Source organism: Janthinobacterium aestuarii, from assembly GCF_046113285.1.
Taxonomy (GTDB): Bacteria; Pseudomonadota; Gammaproteobacteria; order Burkholderiales; family Burkholderiaceae_D; genus Janthinobacterium.
The window spans coordinates 6,040,602-6,056,774 of record NZ_CP142524.1; the positions used below are offsets into that span (position 1 = coordinate 6,040,602).

A 16,173-nucleotide genomic window follows, 5' to 3' on the forward strand; every position below is an offset into this window, starting at 1 on the left:
TGTGACAAGATAACGTTTACATGACGTAGGTCGGCTTAGCCCGGAGGGCGTAAGCCGACAACATGGTGAGCGCCATCGGTATGTCGGATGACACTTACCAGATGATCACGCGATTTTCCGGGGCGACATACATCTTGTCGCCCGGTTGCACGCCAAACGCTTCATAGAAGCCAGGCTGGTTGACCATGGTGCCGTTCGCGCGGTACTGGCCCGGCGAATGGGGGTCGGTCTTGATCTGCACGATCTGCTGCGCTTCGCGCATCTTGCTGCGCCACACCTGGCCAAAGCCCATGTAGAAGCGCTGGTCGCCCGTCAGGCCGTCCAGCACGGGCGCCGGCTTGCCGCCCAGCGAGATCTTGTACGCTTTATAGGCGATCGCCACGCCCGAGTTGTCGGCGATGTTTTCGCCCAGGGTCAGCGCGCCGTTGACGTGATAGCCCGGCAATGGGCTGTAACCATCGTACTGCTTGGTCAGCGCGTCGGCCTTGGCGGCGAAGTTCTTGCGGTCGGCCGGGGTCCACCAGTCGCGCAGGTTGCCGTCGCCATCAGACTGGCTGCCCTTGTCGTCGAAACCGTGGCTGATTTCATGACCGATGACGGCGCCGATGGCGCCATAGTTGACGGCATCGTCCGCGTTGGCGTCAAAAAACGGCGGCTGCAGGATGGAGGCCGGGAAGACGATTTCATTCATCGTCGAGCTGTAATAGGCGTTCACCGTTTGCGGCGTCATGCCCCACTCTTCGCGGTCGATCGGTTTGCCGAGCTTGGCCACCTGGCGCGCGGAACCGAAGTTGGCGGCGCGCATCATGTTGCCCACCAGGTCGCCCTGGACGATTTGCAGCTTCGTGTAATCGCGCCATTTGTTCGGATACGCGATCTTCGGCGTGAACTTGGCCAGCTTGGCTTGCGCTTCCTTCTTGGTCTCCGGGCTCATCCAGTCCAGGGTGTCGATGCTGTCCTTGTAGGCGGCCAGCACGTTTTTCACCAGGTCCTGCATGTGCGCCTTGCGCTCGGCCGGGAAATATTGCGCGACATACAGCTTACCGACGGCTTCACCCAGCACGCCTTCGACGGCGCCCACGCCACGCTTCCAGCGCGGCTGGTTTTCCGTCACGCCGCTCAGTACCGTGCCGTAGAAGGCAAAGCTCTCGTCGACGAAGTTTTTCGACAGGTAGCTGGCATAGCTGCGCAGCAACTGCCATTCGAAATACGCTTTCAGGGTGTCCAGGTCGGTGGCGGCCAGCACCTTGTCGTAGCCGGCCAGGTAGCTCGGCTGGTTGACGATGACGTAATCGACCTTGTTGGCGATGCCCAAGGCGGCCAGGCCCGACTTCAGGTCGTAGCCCGGGGTCAGGTCGTTCAGTTTATTGATGTCGGTCTTGTTGTAGCGTTTCACAGGGTCGCGGTTCTCGACCTTGGTCCATTGCACTTCGGCCAGAGCCGTTTCCAGGGCAACGACGGCCTTGGCGCGGGCGGCGGCGTTCTTGTCGCCCGCCATGGCCAGCATTTTTTCCACGTGCGCCTGGTATTTTTCCTTCACGCCAGCCTGCTTGGCTTCCAGGTAATAGTCGCGGTCGGGCATGCCCAGGCCGCTTTGGCTCACATACGCCGCATATTTGGTCGAGGCACGCGCATCCTGGCCCACATACACGGCATACGGGGTCGACACACCCGTCTGGCTCAGGTGGGCGATCAGGGCGGGCACGCCCTTCTTGTCGCGCAGCGAGCGGATGCGGTTCAGTTCGCCGGCCAGCGGCTTCGTGCCCAGCGCTTCGAGCTTGGCTTCATCCATGTAGCTGGCGTACAGGTCGGCAATCTTCTGCGCTTCGGAACCGGCCTTCTTGTTCTTGTCCTGTTGCGTGGACTCGATGATGCCGCGCAACTGCGGCGTCGTGTCGTCGCGCAGCTTGGCGAACGAACCCCAGCTCGATTTGTCGGCAGGAATCTCGGTCGTGGCCAGCCACTTGCCGTTCAAATGGGTGAAGAAGTCATCCTGCACGCGCACGGCGGGGTCGATGTACTGCACATCGATGCCGGAAACGACGCCGGCGGCGGCAGGCGCGGCGCTCGGGGCTACGGTCGGCGCGGCCACGGCGGATACGGGTTCGGCGGCATGGGCAAACGCAGCCAACAGGGTCAGGGTCAGACTGCTTAAGAGATAGCGATTCACGAATTGTCCTTATGGGGCATGTCAAAAAGACCGGGCAGATAGCTGCGGGCGGATAGCCCGTCGCGCCGGGCGCTATGGGAATGTAGCACGCGGCCATGCCATTTGACCATCCTTGCCCCGGGAACTGCCCGGGAATCGCCGCTCAGTTCGGCCAGGCTCAAGGTATATTCACACGTTTATCCATACAGATACAGCAAGTCGTCGATCAGCGCCCGCTCCTGTTGCGTGAACTGCGTGTCGTTGAACTGTCCGATATCTTCGAGCACACCCCGAATCGGCACTTGCCGTGACGGATCCTGAACGATGTCGATCAGCAGGCCGGCATCGGGATACCGCCCCCGCAGATACTTTTCAATCAGCGCTGTGAGCGCGGCACGTGCCTGCAAATCAGTTAACATTTTTTATCCGCTGCCAAGGAAGAAGCGCCAGTCTAAATGAGCTTGAACCCGCCGACAAAAAAAAGCCTGCGTCCGCGGACGCAGGCAAAACCACTTCGGGTCGAGAATGCGAGTCCACTATAGGGCCGCCGCACACGCTTTTTTTCGACTCTTACAAATGCTTACTCCCCTCAAGACCCCCTATACATCGCATACAAAACCGCAACATATGGCAAGCTGACAGCCCCGTTTTCGCGCGTAGACTGGGCCAAGGCATGCTTTTTCCGCGGCCGGCCCGCGCCGGCAGAGATTCAGGTCTATACTTTCAACAAAGCGCCGCTCCACGGGGACTGGCGCTTGTGCAAGACACGCTAGCTGCAAAGGTGCAATGATGGGCAAACTCAAAAATACCGGCTTGATCGGCCTGGGCGTGGTGGCCGGCGTCGCCGTGTCGCTGCAATTTTCCGCCATGGCGCAAAAAACCGTCGAGCCGCCCCTGCCGCTGGAAGAGCTGCGCCAGCTGGCCGACGTGTTTGGCCTGATCAAGTCCGATTACGTCGAGCCGGTGGAAGACAAAAAACTGCTGGAAGACGCCATTGCCGGCATGGTCGCCTCGCTCGACCCCCATTCCGCCTACCTGGACAAGAAAGCCTATGCCGAGCTGCGCGAAGGCTCCGAAGGCAAGTTCGTCGGCCTGGGCATCGAAATCGGCCTGAGCGAAGATGGCTACATCAGGATCGTCTCGCCCATCGAGGATTCGCCCGCCTACCGCGCCGGCATCAAGGCCGGCGATTTGATCACCCGCCTCGATGGCCAGCCCGTGAAAGGCGTCAGCCTGGACGATAACGTCAAGCGCATGCGCGGCGAACCGGGCACCAAGGTGTCGCTGACCATTGCCCGCAAGGATGAACCGCAGCCGCTGGCGTTCACCATCACGCGCGAGGAAATCCATCAAAAGAGCGTGAAGGCGAAGATGGTCGAACCCGGCTACGCCTGGCTGCGCGTATCGCAATTCCAGGAACCGACCGTCGACGACATGGCCGCGCAGATCACAGCGCTATACCAGCAAGACCCGAACATCAAGGGCATGGTGCTGGACCTGCGCAACGATCCGGGCGGCGTGCTGCAGGGCGCCATCGGCGTCTCGGCCGCCTTCCTGCCGAAGGACGCGGCCATCGTCTCGACCAACGGCCAGTTGCCGGACTCGAAACAGGTGTTCTACGGCCGCGCCGAATACTATACCTTCCGCTCGGAAGGCGACGCGCTGGCGAAATTGCCGGCCGCCATCAAGAAAGTACCGCTGGTGGTGCTCGTCAACACGGGGTCGGCCTCGGCCTCGGAAATCGTCGCCGGCGCCCTGCAGGATTACAAGCGCGCCACCATCATCGGCACGCAAACCTTCGGCAAGGGTTCCGTGCAAACCATCCGCCAGCTGACGGCCGACACGGCCGTCAAGCTGACGACGGCCCGCTACTACACGCCGAACGGCCGCTCGATCCAGGCCAAGGGCATCGTGCCCGACCTGCTGGTCGATGAGAATGCGGACGGCGACGGCTTGAACGGCTTGCGCATCCGCGAAGCGGACCTGACCAAGCACCTGAGCAACGACCGCGACCAAGAAAGTGCCAAGGCGGCGCCCGTCAACGACGAGATGGAAGAGCAATTGCGCATCATCGCCCTGGAAAAGACCCGCAAGCCACTGGAATTTGGCAGCCAGGACGATTTTCAATTGCACCAGGCGCTGAACCACCTGAAGGGCTTGCCGGTGCAGCTGGCCAAGGCCGAACCGGTGGTGGTGCAGGCCGACGTCAAGAAAGAACAGAAAAAGTAGGCAGTTTGGGGTCAGACCCGCCGGGTCTGACCCCATCACACGCAATACCCCCAGCACCCGTCCACGCGACAAAAATCAATCTTCCGCCACACTTCCCCCTCCCCCGCAACACGAAACTCTCTACAGTCGAGCCCGTTTGTGTAAAATTTGCTTCACTTATCGGCGCCGCGCCGATTGCCAAATTTGAAAGTTTAACCATGAAACAAGTCGTCATCAGCGGTACCGGACTGTATACGCCGCCCTTTTCGATCTCCAACGAAGAGCTGGTCACCTGCTTCAATGCCTACGCGGAAAAGTTCAATGCCGATAACGCCGACGCGATCGCCGCGGGCGAGGTGACGGCGCTGGAACTGTCGAGCGTGGCCTTCATCGAAAAGGCGTCCGGCATCAAGTCGCGCTTCGTGATGGAAAAGGAAGGCATCCTCGACCCGGCCCGCATGGTCTCGCGCATTGCGGAACGGGGCGATGACGAACTGTCCTTGCAGGCGGAAATGGCCGTCGCCGCCGCCAAAGACGCCCTGGCTCGCGCCGGCCGCACGCCGGCCGACATCGACATGGTGCTGGTGGCCTGCAGCAACATGCAGCGCGCCTACCCGGCCATGGCCGTGGAAGTGCAGGATGCGCTCGGCATCGACGGCTATGGTTTTGACATGAACGTGGCGTGCTCGTCCGCCACCTTCGGCATCCAGCAAGCCGTGGCCGCCGTGCAAAGCGGCCAGGCGCGCGCCGTGCTGGTGTTGAATCCGGAAATCACCAGCGGCCACCTGAACTGGCGCGACCGCGACAGCCATTTCATTTTCGGCGACGCCTGCACCGCCATCATCGTCGAAGCGAAGGACACGGCCGTCTCGCAGCACCAGTTCGAGATCATCGGCACGGAACTGAAAACGCGCTTCTCTAACGCCATCCGCAACAATTTCGGCTTCCTCAACCGTTTTGACGAGTCCGGCGTGGGCAAGGCCGACAAATTGTTCCGCCAGCAAGGGCGCAAGGTCTTCAAGGAAGTGTGCCCGATGGCGGCCGAGATGATCAAGGCGACCCTGGCCAAGGCCGGCGTGGAAGTGGCGCAAGTCTCCCGCTACTGGCTGCACCAGGCCAACCTGAACATGAACCTGCTGATCGCGCGCCTGATCCTGGGCCGCGACGCGCAAGAGAACGAAGCGCCCGTGATCCTCGACACCTACGCGAATACCTCGTCGGCCGGTTCCATCATCGCCTTCCATAAATATCAGGATGACATGGCGGCAGGCAGCACCGGCGTCATCTGCTCGTTCGGCGCCGGCTATTCCATCGGCTGCGTGGTCGTGCGCAAGCTCTGAGCGCATGGGTGTAACATCGCCTGACTGCTGAATTAGGCGATGTTCGTGACGGATAGGCATGCGTTCGCGGCCACCTGGACGAAGATATAGCACAGGTTTTTTGCGATAAAGCCGCAGGAACATTCCGGCAAGGGCTTTGATGCGTTTATACTTGGCCGCTGAGCAACATCTTTTTCTACCCGCACGTCCCCATAAGGAACCCCACACGCATGCCCCATGACATCAGCCTGATCACCACCATCGCCGCCGCCCTCGGGTTTGGCCTCATCTTCGGCTTCATCGCCGCGCGCCTGAAACTGCCGGCACTGGTCGGCTATCTGGCCGCCGGCATTATCATCGGACCGGCCACGCCCGGTTTTGTGGCGGACGCGGAAATAGCGGGACAATTGGCGGAAATCGGGGTGATGCTGATGATGTTCGGTGTCGGCCTGCACTTTTCCATCGAAGATTTGTGGGACGTGCGCAAGATCGCGCTGCCCGGCGCCATCCTGCAGATCGGCGTCGCCACGGCGATGGGCATGGGCCTGGCCCACTGGTGGGGCTGGACCCTCGGTGGCGGGCTGATCTTTGGCCTGGCCCTGTCCGTGGCCAGTACCGTGGTGCTGCTGCGCGCGCTGGAAGAACGGGGCATCCTCGACTCGCTCAATGGCCGCATCGCCGTCGGCTGGCTGGTGGTGGAAGATCTGGTCACCGTCTTGGTCCTCGTGCTGCTGCCGGCGTTCGCCAGTGTGCTCGGCGGCAAGGTCGCGCCCAATGCCGAAGCCGTCAGCCTGTGGCAAACCCTGGCCGTGACCCTGGGTCAAGTGGCCGGCTTCATCATCTTCATGCTGGTCGTCGGCCGCAAGCTGTTCCCGTGGATACTGTGGCAAGTGGCGCGCACCGGTTCGCGCGAACTGTTCACCCTGTGCGTGATCGCCGCCGCCGTCGGCATCGCCTACGCCTCGACCAAGCTGTTCGGCGTGTCGTTCGCGCTGGGCGCCTTCTTCGCCGGCATGGTACTGCGCGAATCGGAACTCAGTCACCGCGCCGCGGAAGAGTCCCTGCCCTTGCGCGACGCGTTCGCCGTGCTGTTCTTCGTGTCCGTCGGCATGCTGTTCGAGCCGACCATCCTCATCGACAAGCCCCTGCAAGTGCTGGCCGTGTGCGCGATCATTATCTTCGGCAAGTCGATCGCCGCCTTCCTGCTCGTGATGGCGCTGCGCTATCCGCCGAAAACGGCCATCATCGTCTCGGCCAGCCTGGCGCAGATCGGCGAATTCTCGTTCATCCTGGCCGCCCTGGGCCTGTCCCTGGGCCTGATGCCGCAGGAAGGGCAAAGCCTGATCCTGGCCGGCGCCATCCTGTCGATCGCCCTTAACCCGCTCGTCTTCAGCATGGCCAAGCCGCTGCTGCGCGTGATCGGCAACAGCGATTTCGCGCGCAAGTTCGAACGCACCACGGACCCGCTGGCCGAGCTGCCGATGACGGTGCCGCAGGAAAAACTGTCGGGCCAGATCGTGCTGGTCGGCTATGGCCGCGTGGGCCGGCGCATCGCCGCCGCCCTGATGGAGCGGGGCATCCACTTTGTCGTGGCAGAGGAAAACCGTGAGATCGTCGATCAGCTGCGCAAACAGGGCATCCCGGCCGTGGCCGGCAATGCGGGCGAACCGGCCGTACTGATCCAGGCGCACATCACGCACGCCACCATGCTCGTCATCGCCACGCCGGACACCTTCCACGTGCGCGCCATGATCGAGACGGCGCGCGCGCTGAACCCGCACATCCTGACGGTGGTGCGCACGCACAGCGAGGAAGAGGCGGAATTGCTGCGCGCGGAAAACGCGGGCAAGGTGTTCATCGGCGAGCACGAACTGGCCAATGGCATGGCCGAGCACGTGCTGCAGAGTTTTGAGACGGCCAGCAAGGGACATGGCCATTAAGGCTCTTTGATGCCGAATCTGTGACCCATGCAAATGCCGGGGTCGGACCCTGAGGGTCCGACCCCAGTTTTTTTTTCAGAGTTACAAACGCGCCGCCAGCTCCGCCCCTTCCCGTATCGCCCGCTTGGCGTCGAGTTCCGCCGCCAGCGCGGCGCCGCCGATTTTATGAAAACGGGGGCCGCCCGCGAGCAGCGGCTTGCCATCCTTGTCCGTTTCCGGCATGAGTTCCGTCAAACTGTCCTGGCCCGCGCAGATGATGACGTTGTCCACCGCCAGCAGGCGCTGCTCGCCGCCCACGGTGATGTGCAAGCCTTGCCCGTCGATCTTGTCGTAAGTCACGCCGGCCAGCATGGCCACGCCGTTGCGCGCCAGCGCCGCGCGGTGCACCCAGCCCGAGGTCTTGCCCAGCCCCGCGCCCACTTTCGACGTCTTGCGCTGCAACAGGAAGATCTGCCGCACGGGATGGGGCGCTGCGGGCGGCACCAGGCCGCCGCCCGTCGCCGCATTCAAGTCCACGCCCCACTCGCCCGCCCAGGTCGATACAGGCTGCGGCAGCGGGTGCGCCGGGTCGTGCAGCAAATACTCGCCCACGTCGAAACCGATGCCGCCCGCGCCGATGATGGCCACGCGCGCGCCCACGGGCTTTTTGGCTTGCAGCACATCCAGGTAGGACAGCACTGTCGGATGGTCGATGCCGGGAATGGCAGGCAGGCGTACCTTGATGCCGGTGGCGATGATGACGTCGTCATAACCGCCGGCCAGCAATTGCTCGCGCGTGACGCGCTGGCCCAGGCGCAGCTTGATAGTCGACAAGGCGATGCGGCGGGCAAAATAGCGGATGGTTTCCGTAAATTCTTCCTTGCCCGGTATCTGCATGGCCACCTTGAACTGGCCACCCACGCTGTCGCTGCTGTCGAACAGGGTCACCTCGTGCCCGCATTCGGCCGCCACGGTGGCGGCCGACAAGCCGGCCGGCCCGGCGCCGACGACGGCCACGCGGCGCGGCACGGCTTTTTTCGCATAGACCAGTTCCGTTTCATGGCAGGCGCGCGGGTTGACCAGGCAGCTGGCGCGCTTGTTGGCAAAGGTGTGGTCGAGGCAGGCCTGGTTGCAGCCGATGCAGGTGTTGATCTCGTCCGCGCGGCCCGCGGCCGCCTTGGCGACAAAATCAGGGTCGGCCAGGAAGGGGCGCGCCATCGACACCAGGTCGCAGTCGCCCCGCTCGAGGATGGCATTCGCCTCGTGCGGCATGTTGATGCGGTTCGACGCCACCACGGGAATGGTGACTTCGCGGCGCAGCCGGCCCGCCACGCTGGCAAACGCGGCGCGCGGCACCGAGGTGACGATGGTGGGGACTCTTGCCTCATGCCAGCCGAAGCCGGTATTCAGAATCGTTACGCCCGCCTGTTCCAGCGCCTTGGCCACCGTCACCACATCGTCCCAGGTATTGCCGCCCTCGACCAGGTCGAGCAGGGAATGGCGGTACATGATGATGAAGTTGGGGCCGACGGCGGCGCGGATGCGGCGCACGATCTCCACGGGCAGGCGCATGCGGTTCTCGATCGTGCCGCCCCAGCGGTCCTGGCGCAGATTCGTGCGCGCGCACAGGAACTGGTTCAGCAGATAGCCTTCGCTGCCCATCACTTCGATGCCGTCGTAGCCCGCCTTTTGCGCCAGGCGCGCGCAGCGCACGTAGTCGCAGATGGTGCGCTCGATACCCCGTTCCGTCAGGGGACGGGGGCGGAACGGCGAGATCGGCGATTTTTTGGCCGACGCCGAGACGACGAACGGCTGGTAGCCGTAACGGCCCGCATGCAGGATCTGCATGACGATCTTGCCGCCCTCCTCGTGCACGGCGCGCGTGACCTTGCGGTGGTTGGGCACGTCGCCAAGGAAATTCAAGGTGCCGCCGAACGGCAGCAGCCAGCCTTGCCGGTTCGGCGAGATGCCGCCCGTGACGATCAGGCCCACGCCGCCGCGTGCCCGTTCGCGGTAAAACGCGGCAAGCTTGCCATAATGATAAAAGCGGTCTTCCAGGCCCGTGTGCATGGACCCCATGATGACGCGGTTGCGCAAGGTGGTAAAACCCAGGTCGAGCGGGGCCAGCAGATGGGGGTAGGCAGTCATGGTGATCGGTCCGGTAAGGTGGTTGCAGGCCGTACGGTAGCAAGCATTGCCGCTCGCCGCAGCGACTTTCTCTAGACCGGGAGTTCTAAATCGCCCGGCGCGCCCGCCGGCGATGCGTACAGCTTGTGCCGGGCGGTACTTTCCCGTAGGCTAGGTGGCATGAAGCGACTCTTCCTCTGCCTGTTGATGCTGTGCGCCGTCCCCGCTACCGCGCCGGCACAGGCGATACGCCTGGACAAGCTGAAGGTCGAGGTCAAGCGCATCGAGGTCGACGGGCAGCGCATGTATGAAGTCGATGCCAGCGGCAGCGTGCAGGCGCCGCCGGCCTCCGTGTGGAAGACCCTGACCACCTACGAGCGCATGAGCGAATTCGTGCCCGACCTCAGTTCCTGCCGCGTGCTGTCGCGCAACGGCAATGAAGTCATCATCGAGCAGCAGGGCATGGCGCGCTTCCTGTTCATGAACCACCCCATCCACCTGGTGGTGCGGGCCACGGAAACGCCGTTGACGGCCATCGACATCGCCCTGATCTCGGGCGACATGCGGCATTACGAATCGCGCTGGAATCTGTATCCCGTGCCCGAGACGGGCGGCACGCGCATCGTCTTTTCCAGCCGGCTGATGCCGGGCTTCTATGTGCCCGGCATGCTGGGCACGACCATGATACGCGGCGATATCGAACGCATGATGGCGGCCGTACTCACCCGCATCGACAGCCAGTACGCGGAAAAGGCAGGTTAAATCAAGCCAGATAGGTATCGCGGTCGCGGATTTCCGCGAAGTTTTCCAGGCTGCCCAGTTTTACGGTGACGGGGTTGAGGCTCGCTTGCGGCTGCATCGAGCGCCAGGCGAACAGCCATTCCTGTTCGGGCGCTTCGGCACGCGTCTTGGTGAAGGCGGCGCCCAGGGCTGCGCGCTGGCCGTATTCGACCAGGCCATCGATGCCGGCCCAGCTGGGCAAGGTGCGCTGCACGGCGCGGTGCAGGCGTTCGCCGAATTCTTCCGTATTGTGGATGATCAAACAAGCGTCGGCCGGGGCAAACAGGTCGAACAGTTGCTTGTCCCACACTTGCGAAAAACTCAGGGTCAAACAATTGCCCGCTGGCGCCAGGCGGAACTGGCCCAGGCTCAGCGCCAGCTCGAGTTCGCTGCGCTGGCCGTAGCGGTGCAGGGTGGGGGGACGTTTGTAATCGTGCATGCTGGACTCGTTCTTCAATAGTAGGGTAAACCGGCGCGCCGCCTAGCGGGGCGGGCGGATATGGCGCCGGATGCGCTGGGCCCTGGCAGCCAGGTAAATTTCGCGCAGTAAATAAATAAAACAGCCGATCAGGCAAATCACGGCCAGCACAAAGAAGGCCGCGATGTATTTGTCCAGGGTCAGGTTCAGAATATCGCCCAAAAACAGCATGGCGATGATGACGCAGACGAAGAAACCGCACGCCGTGCTCAGCGAAATCGAATAATTGATCAGATGGGTACGCCGATACAGGGTATCTAGCTCATCCATATAGAAATCGTTGTAGCCGATGTCGAGCCGGTCTTCCAGCACGCGCGTGCGGTCGATGATGCGGCCCAGGCGGTTGGTCAGTACCACCAGCATGGTGCCGATACCGGTCAACAGGAAAACCGGCGCAATCGCCAGCTGGATGATATGGCCGATGTCGCCGATCTGTATGTTCATGGATAAAAAGTCGTGGGTTCACACCGGCGCCCGACCCTGGCGCCAGCACAGGCCATAGTGTAGCAGGTGGCGCACGCCGGCTGGCCGCTTTGCCAACCGGCGTGTTGCAAGGTCATGCGAAGCCGCGCCCCGGCACAAAGCGCTCGGTGGCGCGCACCAGCGCCGAAGCGATGCCGTGCTCGAGCGCGCCATGGCCCGCGTCGGGAATCATTTCCAGCTGGGAACCAGGCCAGGCTTGCTGCAGGCGGTAGGCCGACAGCGGCGGGCAGATGGCGTCGTAGCGTCCCTGCACGATGACGGCCGGCAAATGCGCGATGCGTCCCATGTTGCGGATCAGCTGGTCTTCCTCGAAGAAACCGAGATTGGCCATGTAATGCGATTCGAGCCGGCCCACGCCCAGGTCCAGCGCATCGTTCGGCGCGTCTTCCGGCTGCGGCATCAGGTACACGCGGCGGCCTTCGAAGCGGCTCCAGGCGCGCGCGGCCGGCCAGTACACGGCCGGGTCGCTGCTGAGGATGCGTTGCACGTAGGCCGCCAGCAGGTCGCCCCGCTCCTCGAGCGGAATGGGGGCGGCGAATTCCTCGTACAGTTCCGGATAAAACCAGCGCACGCCTTCGATGAACCAGTCGATTTCCGCCTGCGTACACAGGAAAATACCGCGCAGCACGAAACCGAGACAGGCCGCCGGATGCGCCTGGCCATATGCCAGCGCCAGGGTCGAACCCCAGGAGCCGCCAAACACCAGCCATTGGGCGATGCCGAACTGGGCGCGCAGGCGTTCGATGTCCTCGATCAGCAGCTGCGTCGTGTTGTTGCGCCATTCGCCCAGCGGCGTGGACTTGCCGGCGCCGCGCTGGTCGAACAGGATCACGCGGTAGCGCTGCGGGTCAAAAAAGCGGCGGTGCTGCGGCGACAGGCCCGCGCCCGGGCCGCCATGCAGGAACAGCACGGGAATGCCGTCGGGGTTACCGCACTCTTCCCAATAAATGGTATGGATGTCATCAACGGCCAGCATGCCGTGCCGGTTCGGCGTCAGGGCGGGAAACAGGGGTGACAAAGAATCGGGCATGGCGAGCGGTCCTTGGAATGGCGGTCAGGGCGCCAGGCATGAGGCCTGGCAACTGTTCCAATTATAGTGCGCCGCCGCCGGCTCAGGCCAGCAGCAAGGGCAGGCGGTTCGACGACTTGATTTCGCGCATCGACAGGCTGGACTGGATTTCCGCCACGCCAGGCAGGCGGCGCAGCACGGTCGAGACGAATTCGCCATACGCTTCCAGGTCGCGCGCCACCACTTGCAGGAAATAATCGGCTTCGCCCGCCACATTGTGGCATGACAGAATTTCGGGAATCGTCGCGATCGCTTGCTCGAACTGCGACGGCTGCTCACCGCCATGGTTGGCAAACACGACGCGTACGAACGCCACCAGGCCGATGCCCAGCTTCTTGCGGTTGAGCAAAGCCTGGTAGCCGGTAATAAACCCTTCCTCTTCCAGGCGGCGCAGACGGCGCCAGACGGGGGTTTCGCTCAGCTTCAAGCGCTCGGCCAGGCGCGCATTCGACAGCCGTCCTTCATCCTGCAACAGCCTGAGTATCTGCAAATCGGTGGCGTCGAGGCTAACTTCTGGAATTTTCATCTAATTTTTGTTTTGATACGAGTGGAATCTACCCGAATACTAGGGCATGCAGGGCAGGAAAAGCAAGCACATTTCATCGCGTCAAGAACATAATGGGGCCCGGCGAGCAGGCTGCAGCGTGCGCATGCTCCCGCTTTTCTTTTCGACTGAGCCATGTCCGATTCTACCTTCCTGATGTACCTGCTGGCACTGGCCGGCGCCTTTTTATTGCCGGGCCCCGACATGGCGCTGGTGCTGGCGACGGGCGCCGCGCGCGGCGTGGCCACGGCGCTGGTGACGGCACTGGGTATCGCCGGCGCGCGCGCCGTGCACGTGGCGCTGTCGGGCGCGGGCCTGGCGGCGCTGATGGTCACGCATCCGCAAGCCTTGCAGTGGGTCAAATGGGCGGGCGCCGCCTACCTGCTGTACCTGGCGCTGCGCCTGCTGCAGTCAGCCCTGTCGGCCAAAACAACGGAGGAAAAAGCCGCCCCCGCCACGGCGCACAGCGCCCGTGCCAGCCTGGTGCGCGGCTTCCTGACGAATCTGCTCAATCCGAAGGCACTGCTGTTTTGCAGCATGTTCCTGCCGCAATTCGTCATGGGCAGCGACAGCGTGGGCCTGCAATACCTGCGCCTGGGCGCCATCCTGGTGCTGGTGGGATTACTGTTCGATGCCATGTACGCCGTGCTGGCCGCGCGCCTGGCGCGCCGCCTGCGCGGCAAACCTTCGCCTTACGGCAAGTTCGTACTGCCCACCGTCTTCGTCTTGCTGGCCGGGCGGCTGGTGCTGGGCTGAACTGTCGGCGGCAGCGGCGCCCCGCCGGCAAAGAAGGCGGGGTAATCGTTCAGCAGGCTGCGCTCGAGGTCGTTGACCTTGCGAAATTGCCGCAGCGCCGGCGCCATCGCCCGGCCCGCATCCCAGCTGCGCCATGCATTCGGCGCATCGAACTGCGCCAGCAAGGCGTCGCCCAGGTCCTGGTACACGGCCGCCATCTGCGGTTTTGCCTGCAGCACTTGCAGATACAAGGCCGTCGCTTGCGGCCATTGCCCCAGCTTGGCGCGCAAATTCCCCTCGAACAAGGCCAGCACGGGCTGCGCCATCCCCGTTTGCGTCCTTAACTCTTGCACGGTGGCCAGCGCGGCTGCGATGCCTTCATGGTCCTTGGCAAGCAATCCCCGCGTCAAATCGTGGATGGGCTGGCATTCCTGCATGGCCTGCTGCTGCCGGGGCGTGAGCTTTTCCACCAGCGCGCCCGTGGAAAAATGGTCTTCCAGCATGGTCAAGAAAGCTTCGAAAGGCTGGTCGGCGGCAAACAGTTTTTCCGCTTCGGCCCGCAGCGCAGGGTGTGCCTGAGGCGCCTGGGGTCCCGGCGGCGGCAACAGCGCCGCCTGCGCCAGCACGCGCTCGAGCGGGGGCGCATCGGCCGCCAGCGGACGGGGCCGGTAGGCGGACAAGGTATAGGTGGCCGGTGCGCCCGCCGTCATGGCGCTGATGCGGAACCGCCGCGTCACCGTGCCGCCCACCTCCTGGTAGTGCAAGGTGAAGTCGGCGGGAACGCGCTTGCCATCGGCCAGCATCTTCAGCAGCAGCGGGTGGCCACCCCAGGTGTAGCGCAGGTACTGGGCAAAGGCCGTGGCGTCGTCGCCGCTGACGGGGCTGCCCGCGATGCCCAGGCGCAGCAGGGGCTGCCCGTCGAGCGACCACAGCACGGCGCCGTCGAGCACTTGCGGCTGCAGAGCGCCGCGCCGCTTGTTGTCCAGCACCGACAAAGCCTGCTCCTCATACACGCGAGGCGTTGCGTGCTGCTCCAGGCCGCCCGCCTTCAGCATGCCGCCAAGCCCCTGCCGGTGGCGCAGCTCGGCGGCGCGAAAGCCCACCACGTCGAACAGCGAATACGTGTCGTAGGTGGACGCCGCCGTATCGATGACGTGGCGGCGGCGCGTGGCAAAGTCGAAGACGGACAGAATGCGGCCATCGCGTACGCTCAGGTAATGCGGTCCCAGCACGACATCGCTGTCCTGCGTCTCGCGCGCGGGCAGGCTGGTTTTTACGCCGGGCTGGTTGACGCGCTCGGTAACCACCGTGATGTGGAACGCGACGCTGGCCTGGGCCGCGGAAGTACCCAGAAGAAGGATGGCGGCCACGCTGGCGCGGCGCAAGGCGGGAACAAGGGTCATGGAGATGATGCAGTGGAGAAATACTGATTCTAAGGCAAATCCGGCGATCTCCTTGTTTTGCTGGCAAGCATAAAAAAAGACAGCCGCAGCTGTCTTTTCTGTTTTACCTCAATACCGATTACGACATGTGCTGGCCGCCGTTGATCGAGATATTCGCGCCCGTGACGAACGCTGCCTCATCGGAAGCCAGGTAGGCCACCAGGCCGGCCACTTCTTCCGGCTTGCCCAGGCGCGCCATCGGAATTTGCGGGATGATTTTGCTGTCGAGCACTTCCTGCGGAATCGCCATGACCATCTTGGTGCCGATGTAGCCTGGCGAAATGGTGTTGACGGTGACGTTCTTGCGCGCCACTTCCAGCGCCAGCGACTTGGTGAAGCCATGCATGCCCGCTTTCGCGGCCGCATAGTTGGTCTGGCCGAAAGCGCCCTTCTGGCCGTTCACGGACGAGATATTGATGATGCGGCCCCAGCCGCGTTCCACCATGCCGTCGCAGACGGGCTTGGTCATGTTGAAGACGGAATCGAGGTTGGTGCTCATCACGGCATCCCAGTTCGTCTTGTCCATCTTCTTGAACGTCATGTCGCGCGTGATGCCGGCGTTATTCACCAGCACATCGACAGGACCGATTTCCGCTTCCACTGCCGCCACGCAGGCAGCGGCCGAATCGTAGTCGGCCACGTCGCACGGATATGCCTTGAAGTCGTAGCCCATGTCCTTGGTCGTCGCCAGCCATTCCTCGACCTTCGGATTGCCTGGGGAATATGTGGTCACCACGCGATAGCCAAGCGCCGCCAGCTTGAAACACACCGCTTCGCCCAGACCACCCATGCCACCAGTTACCAATGCAACTCTTGCCATTTTCATCCCCTCAGTGTCGTTCTATTGCCAAAAAGTTAATTATTTAGTGAAAGCAACCCAGTTCCGCCGAGAATTACAGCGGCGTACCGCCGCGAACCCC

The 16,173-nt window shown here is 63.1% G+C and carries 14 protein-coding genes; 5 read left to right on the top strand and 9 right to left on the bottom strand.

Translation table 11 applies throughout. From position 1 onward, the window contains the following. Positions 1-94: 94 nt before the first annotated feature. Positions 95-2,170 carry a M13 family metallopeptidase gene (locus OX462_RS27210; RefSeq protein WP_409027443.1) on the bottom strand — a complete coding sequence of 692 codons (2,076 nt, stop codon included), beginning with the start codon at positions 2,168-2,170 and terminating at the stop codon, positions 95-97. A gap of 176 nt (positions 2,171-2,346) precedes the next feature. Beyond that, positions 2,347-2,568, bottom strand: coding sequence for a hypothetical protein (locus OX462_RS27215; protein WP_409027444.1), 222 nt, complete (start codon positions 2,566-2,568; stop codon positions 2,347-2,349). 367 nt (positions 2,569-2,935) lie between these two features. Here OX462_RS27215 and OX462_RS27220 point away from each other — a divergent pair, with 367 nt between their 5' ends. The 3 genes from OX462_RS27220 to ybaL all read left to right on the top strand — a co-directional run bounded on the left by OX462_RS27220 (position 2,936) and on the right by ybaL (position 7,616). Next, on the top strand, positions 2,936-4,378 hold the full coding sequence (locus OX462_RS27220; protein WP_070289417.1) for a carboxyl-terminal processing protease CtpA: 1,443 nt from the start codon (positions 2,936-2,938) through the stop codon (positions 4,376-4,378). Between the two features lie 197 nt (positions 4,379-4,575). Then, positions 4,576-5,697, top strand: a complete 1,122-nt coding sequence (locus tag OX462_RS27225; RefSeq protein WP_409027445.1) for a beta-ketoacyl-ACP synthase III — start codon at positions 4,576-4,578, stop codon at positions 5,695-5,697. A gap of 209 nt (positions 5,698-5,906) precedes the next feature. Next, positions 5,907-7,616 carry a cation:proton antiporter domain-containing protein gene (gene ybaL / locus OX462_RS27230; protein ID WP_409027446.1) on the top strand — a complete coding sequence of 570 codons (1,710 nt, stop codon included), beginning with the start codon at positions 5,907-5,909 and terminating at the stop codon, positions 7,614-7,616. 81 nt (positions 7,617-7,697) lie between these two features. Here ybaL and OX462_RS27235 read toward each other — a convergent pair whose 3' ends face one another. Beyond that, the gene (locus tag OX462_RS27235; protein ID WP_409027447.1) at positions 7,698-9,743 is read right to left on the bottom strand and encodes an oxidoreductase; all 2,046 of its coding nucleotides are present in this window, start codon (positions 9,741-9,743) and stop codon (positions 7,698-7,700) included. A gap of 159 nt (positions 9,744-9,902) precedes the next feature. Here OX462_RS27235 and OX462_RS27240 point away from each other — a divergent pair, with 159 nt between their 5' ends. Beyond that, positions 9,903-10,484 carry an SRPBCC family protein gene (locus OX462_RS27240; protein WP_409027448.1) on the top strand — a complete coding sequence of 194 codons (582 nt, stop codon included), beginning with the start codon at positions 9,903-9,905 and terminating at the stop codon, positions 10,482-10,484. A 1-nt stretch (position 10,485) separates the two neighbouring features. On the opposite strand, the gene OX462_RS27245 is transcribed toward OX462_RS27240, so the two are convergent. From OX462_RS27245 to OX462_RS27260, 4 genes are all read right to left on the bottom strand, one after another. Continuing rightward, entirely contained in the window at positions 10,486-10,941 is a 456-nt protein-coding gene (locus OX462_RS27245; protein WP_034752899.1) for a hypothetical protein, read from the bottom strand. 42 nt (positions 10,942-10,983) lie between these two features. After that, entirely contained in the window at positions 10,984-11,424 is a 441-nt protein-coding gene (locus tag OX462_RS27250; protein ID WP_070219003.1) for a DUF2721 domain-containing protein, read from the bottom strand. A 112-nt stretch (positions 11,425-11,536) separates the two neighbouring features. Next, positions 11,537-12,493, bottom strand: coding sequence for a prolyl aminopeptidase (gene pip / locus OX462_RS27255; protein WP_070219002.1), 957 nt, complete (start codon positions 12,491-12,493; stop codon positions 11,537-11,539). 82 nt (positions 12,494-12,575) lie between these two features. After that, complete coding sequence (locus OX462_RS27260; RefSeq protein WP_034783718.1) at positions 12,576-13,058, bottom strand: Lrp/AsnC family transcriptional regulator; 483 nt, start codon at positions 13,056-13,058, stop codon at positions 12,576-12,578. Between the two features lie 153 nt (positions 13,059-13,211). Between OX462_RS27260 and OX462_RS27265 the strand changes: the two genes are divergently transcribed. Further along, positions 13,212-13,832 carry a LysE family translocator gene (locus tag OX462_RS27265; protein ID WP_409027449.1) on the top strand — a complete coding sequence of 207 codons (621 nt, stop codon included), beginning with the start codon at positions 13,212-13,214 and terminating at the stop codon, positions 13,830-13,832. Here OX462_RS27265 and OX462_RS27270 read toward each other — a convergent pair. Continuing rightward, complete coding sequence (locus OX462_RS27270) at positions 13,769-15,214, bottom strand: tetratricopeptide repeat protein (RefSeq protein WP_409027450.1); 1,446 nt, start codon at positions 15,212-15,214, stop codon at positions 13,769-13,771. The genes OX462_RS27265 and OX462_RS27270 overlap by 64 nt on opposite strands. A gap of 118 nt (positions 15,215-15,332) precedes the next feature. Further along, positions 15,333-16,073, bottom strand: coding sequence for an acetoacetyl-CoA reductase (gene phbB, locus OX462_RS27275; protein ID WP_070219113.1), 741 nt, complete (start codon positions 16,071-16,073; stop codon positions 15,333-15,335). Positions 16,074-16,173: the final 100 nt, after the last annotated feature.

Coding starts and splice junctions, on each gene's coding strand:
- OX462_RS27215 (WP_409027444.1), bottom strand. CDS start 2,568: ATGTTAACTGATTTGCAGGCACGTGCCGCGCTCACAGCGCTGATTGAA.
- OX462_RS27220 (WP_070289417.1), top strand. CDS start 2,936: ATGATGGGCAAACTCAAAAATACCGGCTTGATCGGCCTGGGCGTGGTG.
- OX462_RS27225 (WP_409027445.1), top strand. CDS start 4,576: ATGAAACAAGTCGTCATCAGCGGTACCGGACTGTATACGCCGCCCTTT.
- ybaL (WP_409027446.1), top strand. CDS start 5,907: ATGCCCCATGACATCAGCCTGATCACCACCATCGCCGCCGCCCTCGGG.
- OX462_RS27235 (WP_409027447.1), bottom strand. CDS start 9,743: ATGACTGCCTACCCCCATCTGCTGGCCCCGCTCGACCTGGGTTTTACC.
- OX462_RS27240 (WP_409027448.1), top strand. CDS start 9,903: ATGAAGCGACTCTTCCTCTGCCTGTTGATGCTGTGCGCCGTCCCCGCT.
- OX462_RS27245 (WP_034752899.1), bottom strand. CDS start 10,941: ATGCACGATTACAAACGTCCCCCCACCCTGCACCGCTACGGCCAGCGC.
- OX462_RS27250 (WP_070219003.1), bottom strand. CDS start 11,424: ATGAACATACAGATCGGCGACATCGGCCATATCATCCAGCTGGCGATT.
- pip (WP_070219002.1), bottom strand. CDS start 12,493: ATGCCCGATTCTTTGTCACCCCTGTTTCCCGCCCTGACGCCGAACCGG.
- OX462_RS27260 (WP_034783718.1), bottom strand. CDS start 13,058: ATGAAAATTCCAGAAGTTAGCCTCGACGCCACCGATTTGCAGATACTC.
- OX462_RS27265 (WP_409027449.1), top strand. CDS start 13,212: ATGTCCGATTCTACCTTCCTGATGTACCTGCTGGCACTGGCCGGCGCC.
- OX462_RS27270 (WP_409027450.1), bottom strand. CDS start 15,214: ATGACCCTTGTTCCCGCCTTGCGCCGCGCCAGCGTGGCCGCCATCCTT.
- phbB (WP_070219113.1), bottom strand. CDS start 16,073: ATGGCAAGAGTTGCATTGGTAACTGGTGGCATGGGTGGTCTGGGCGAA.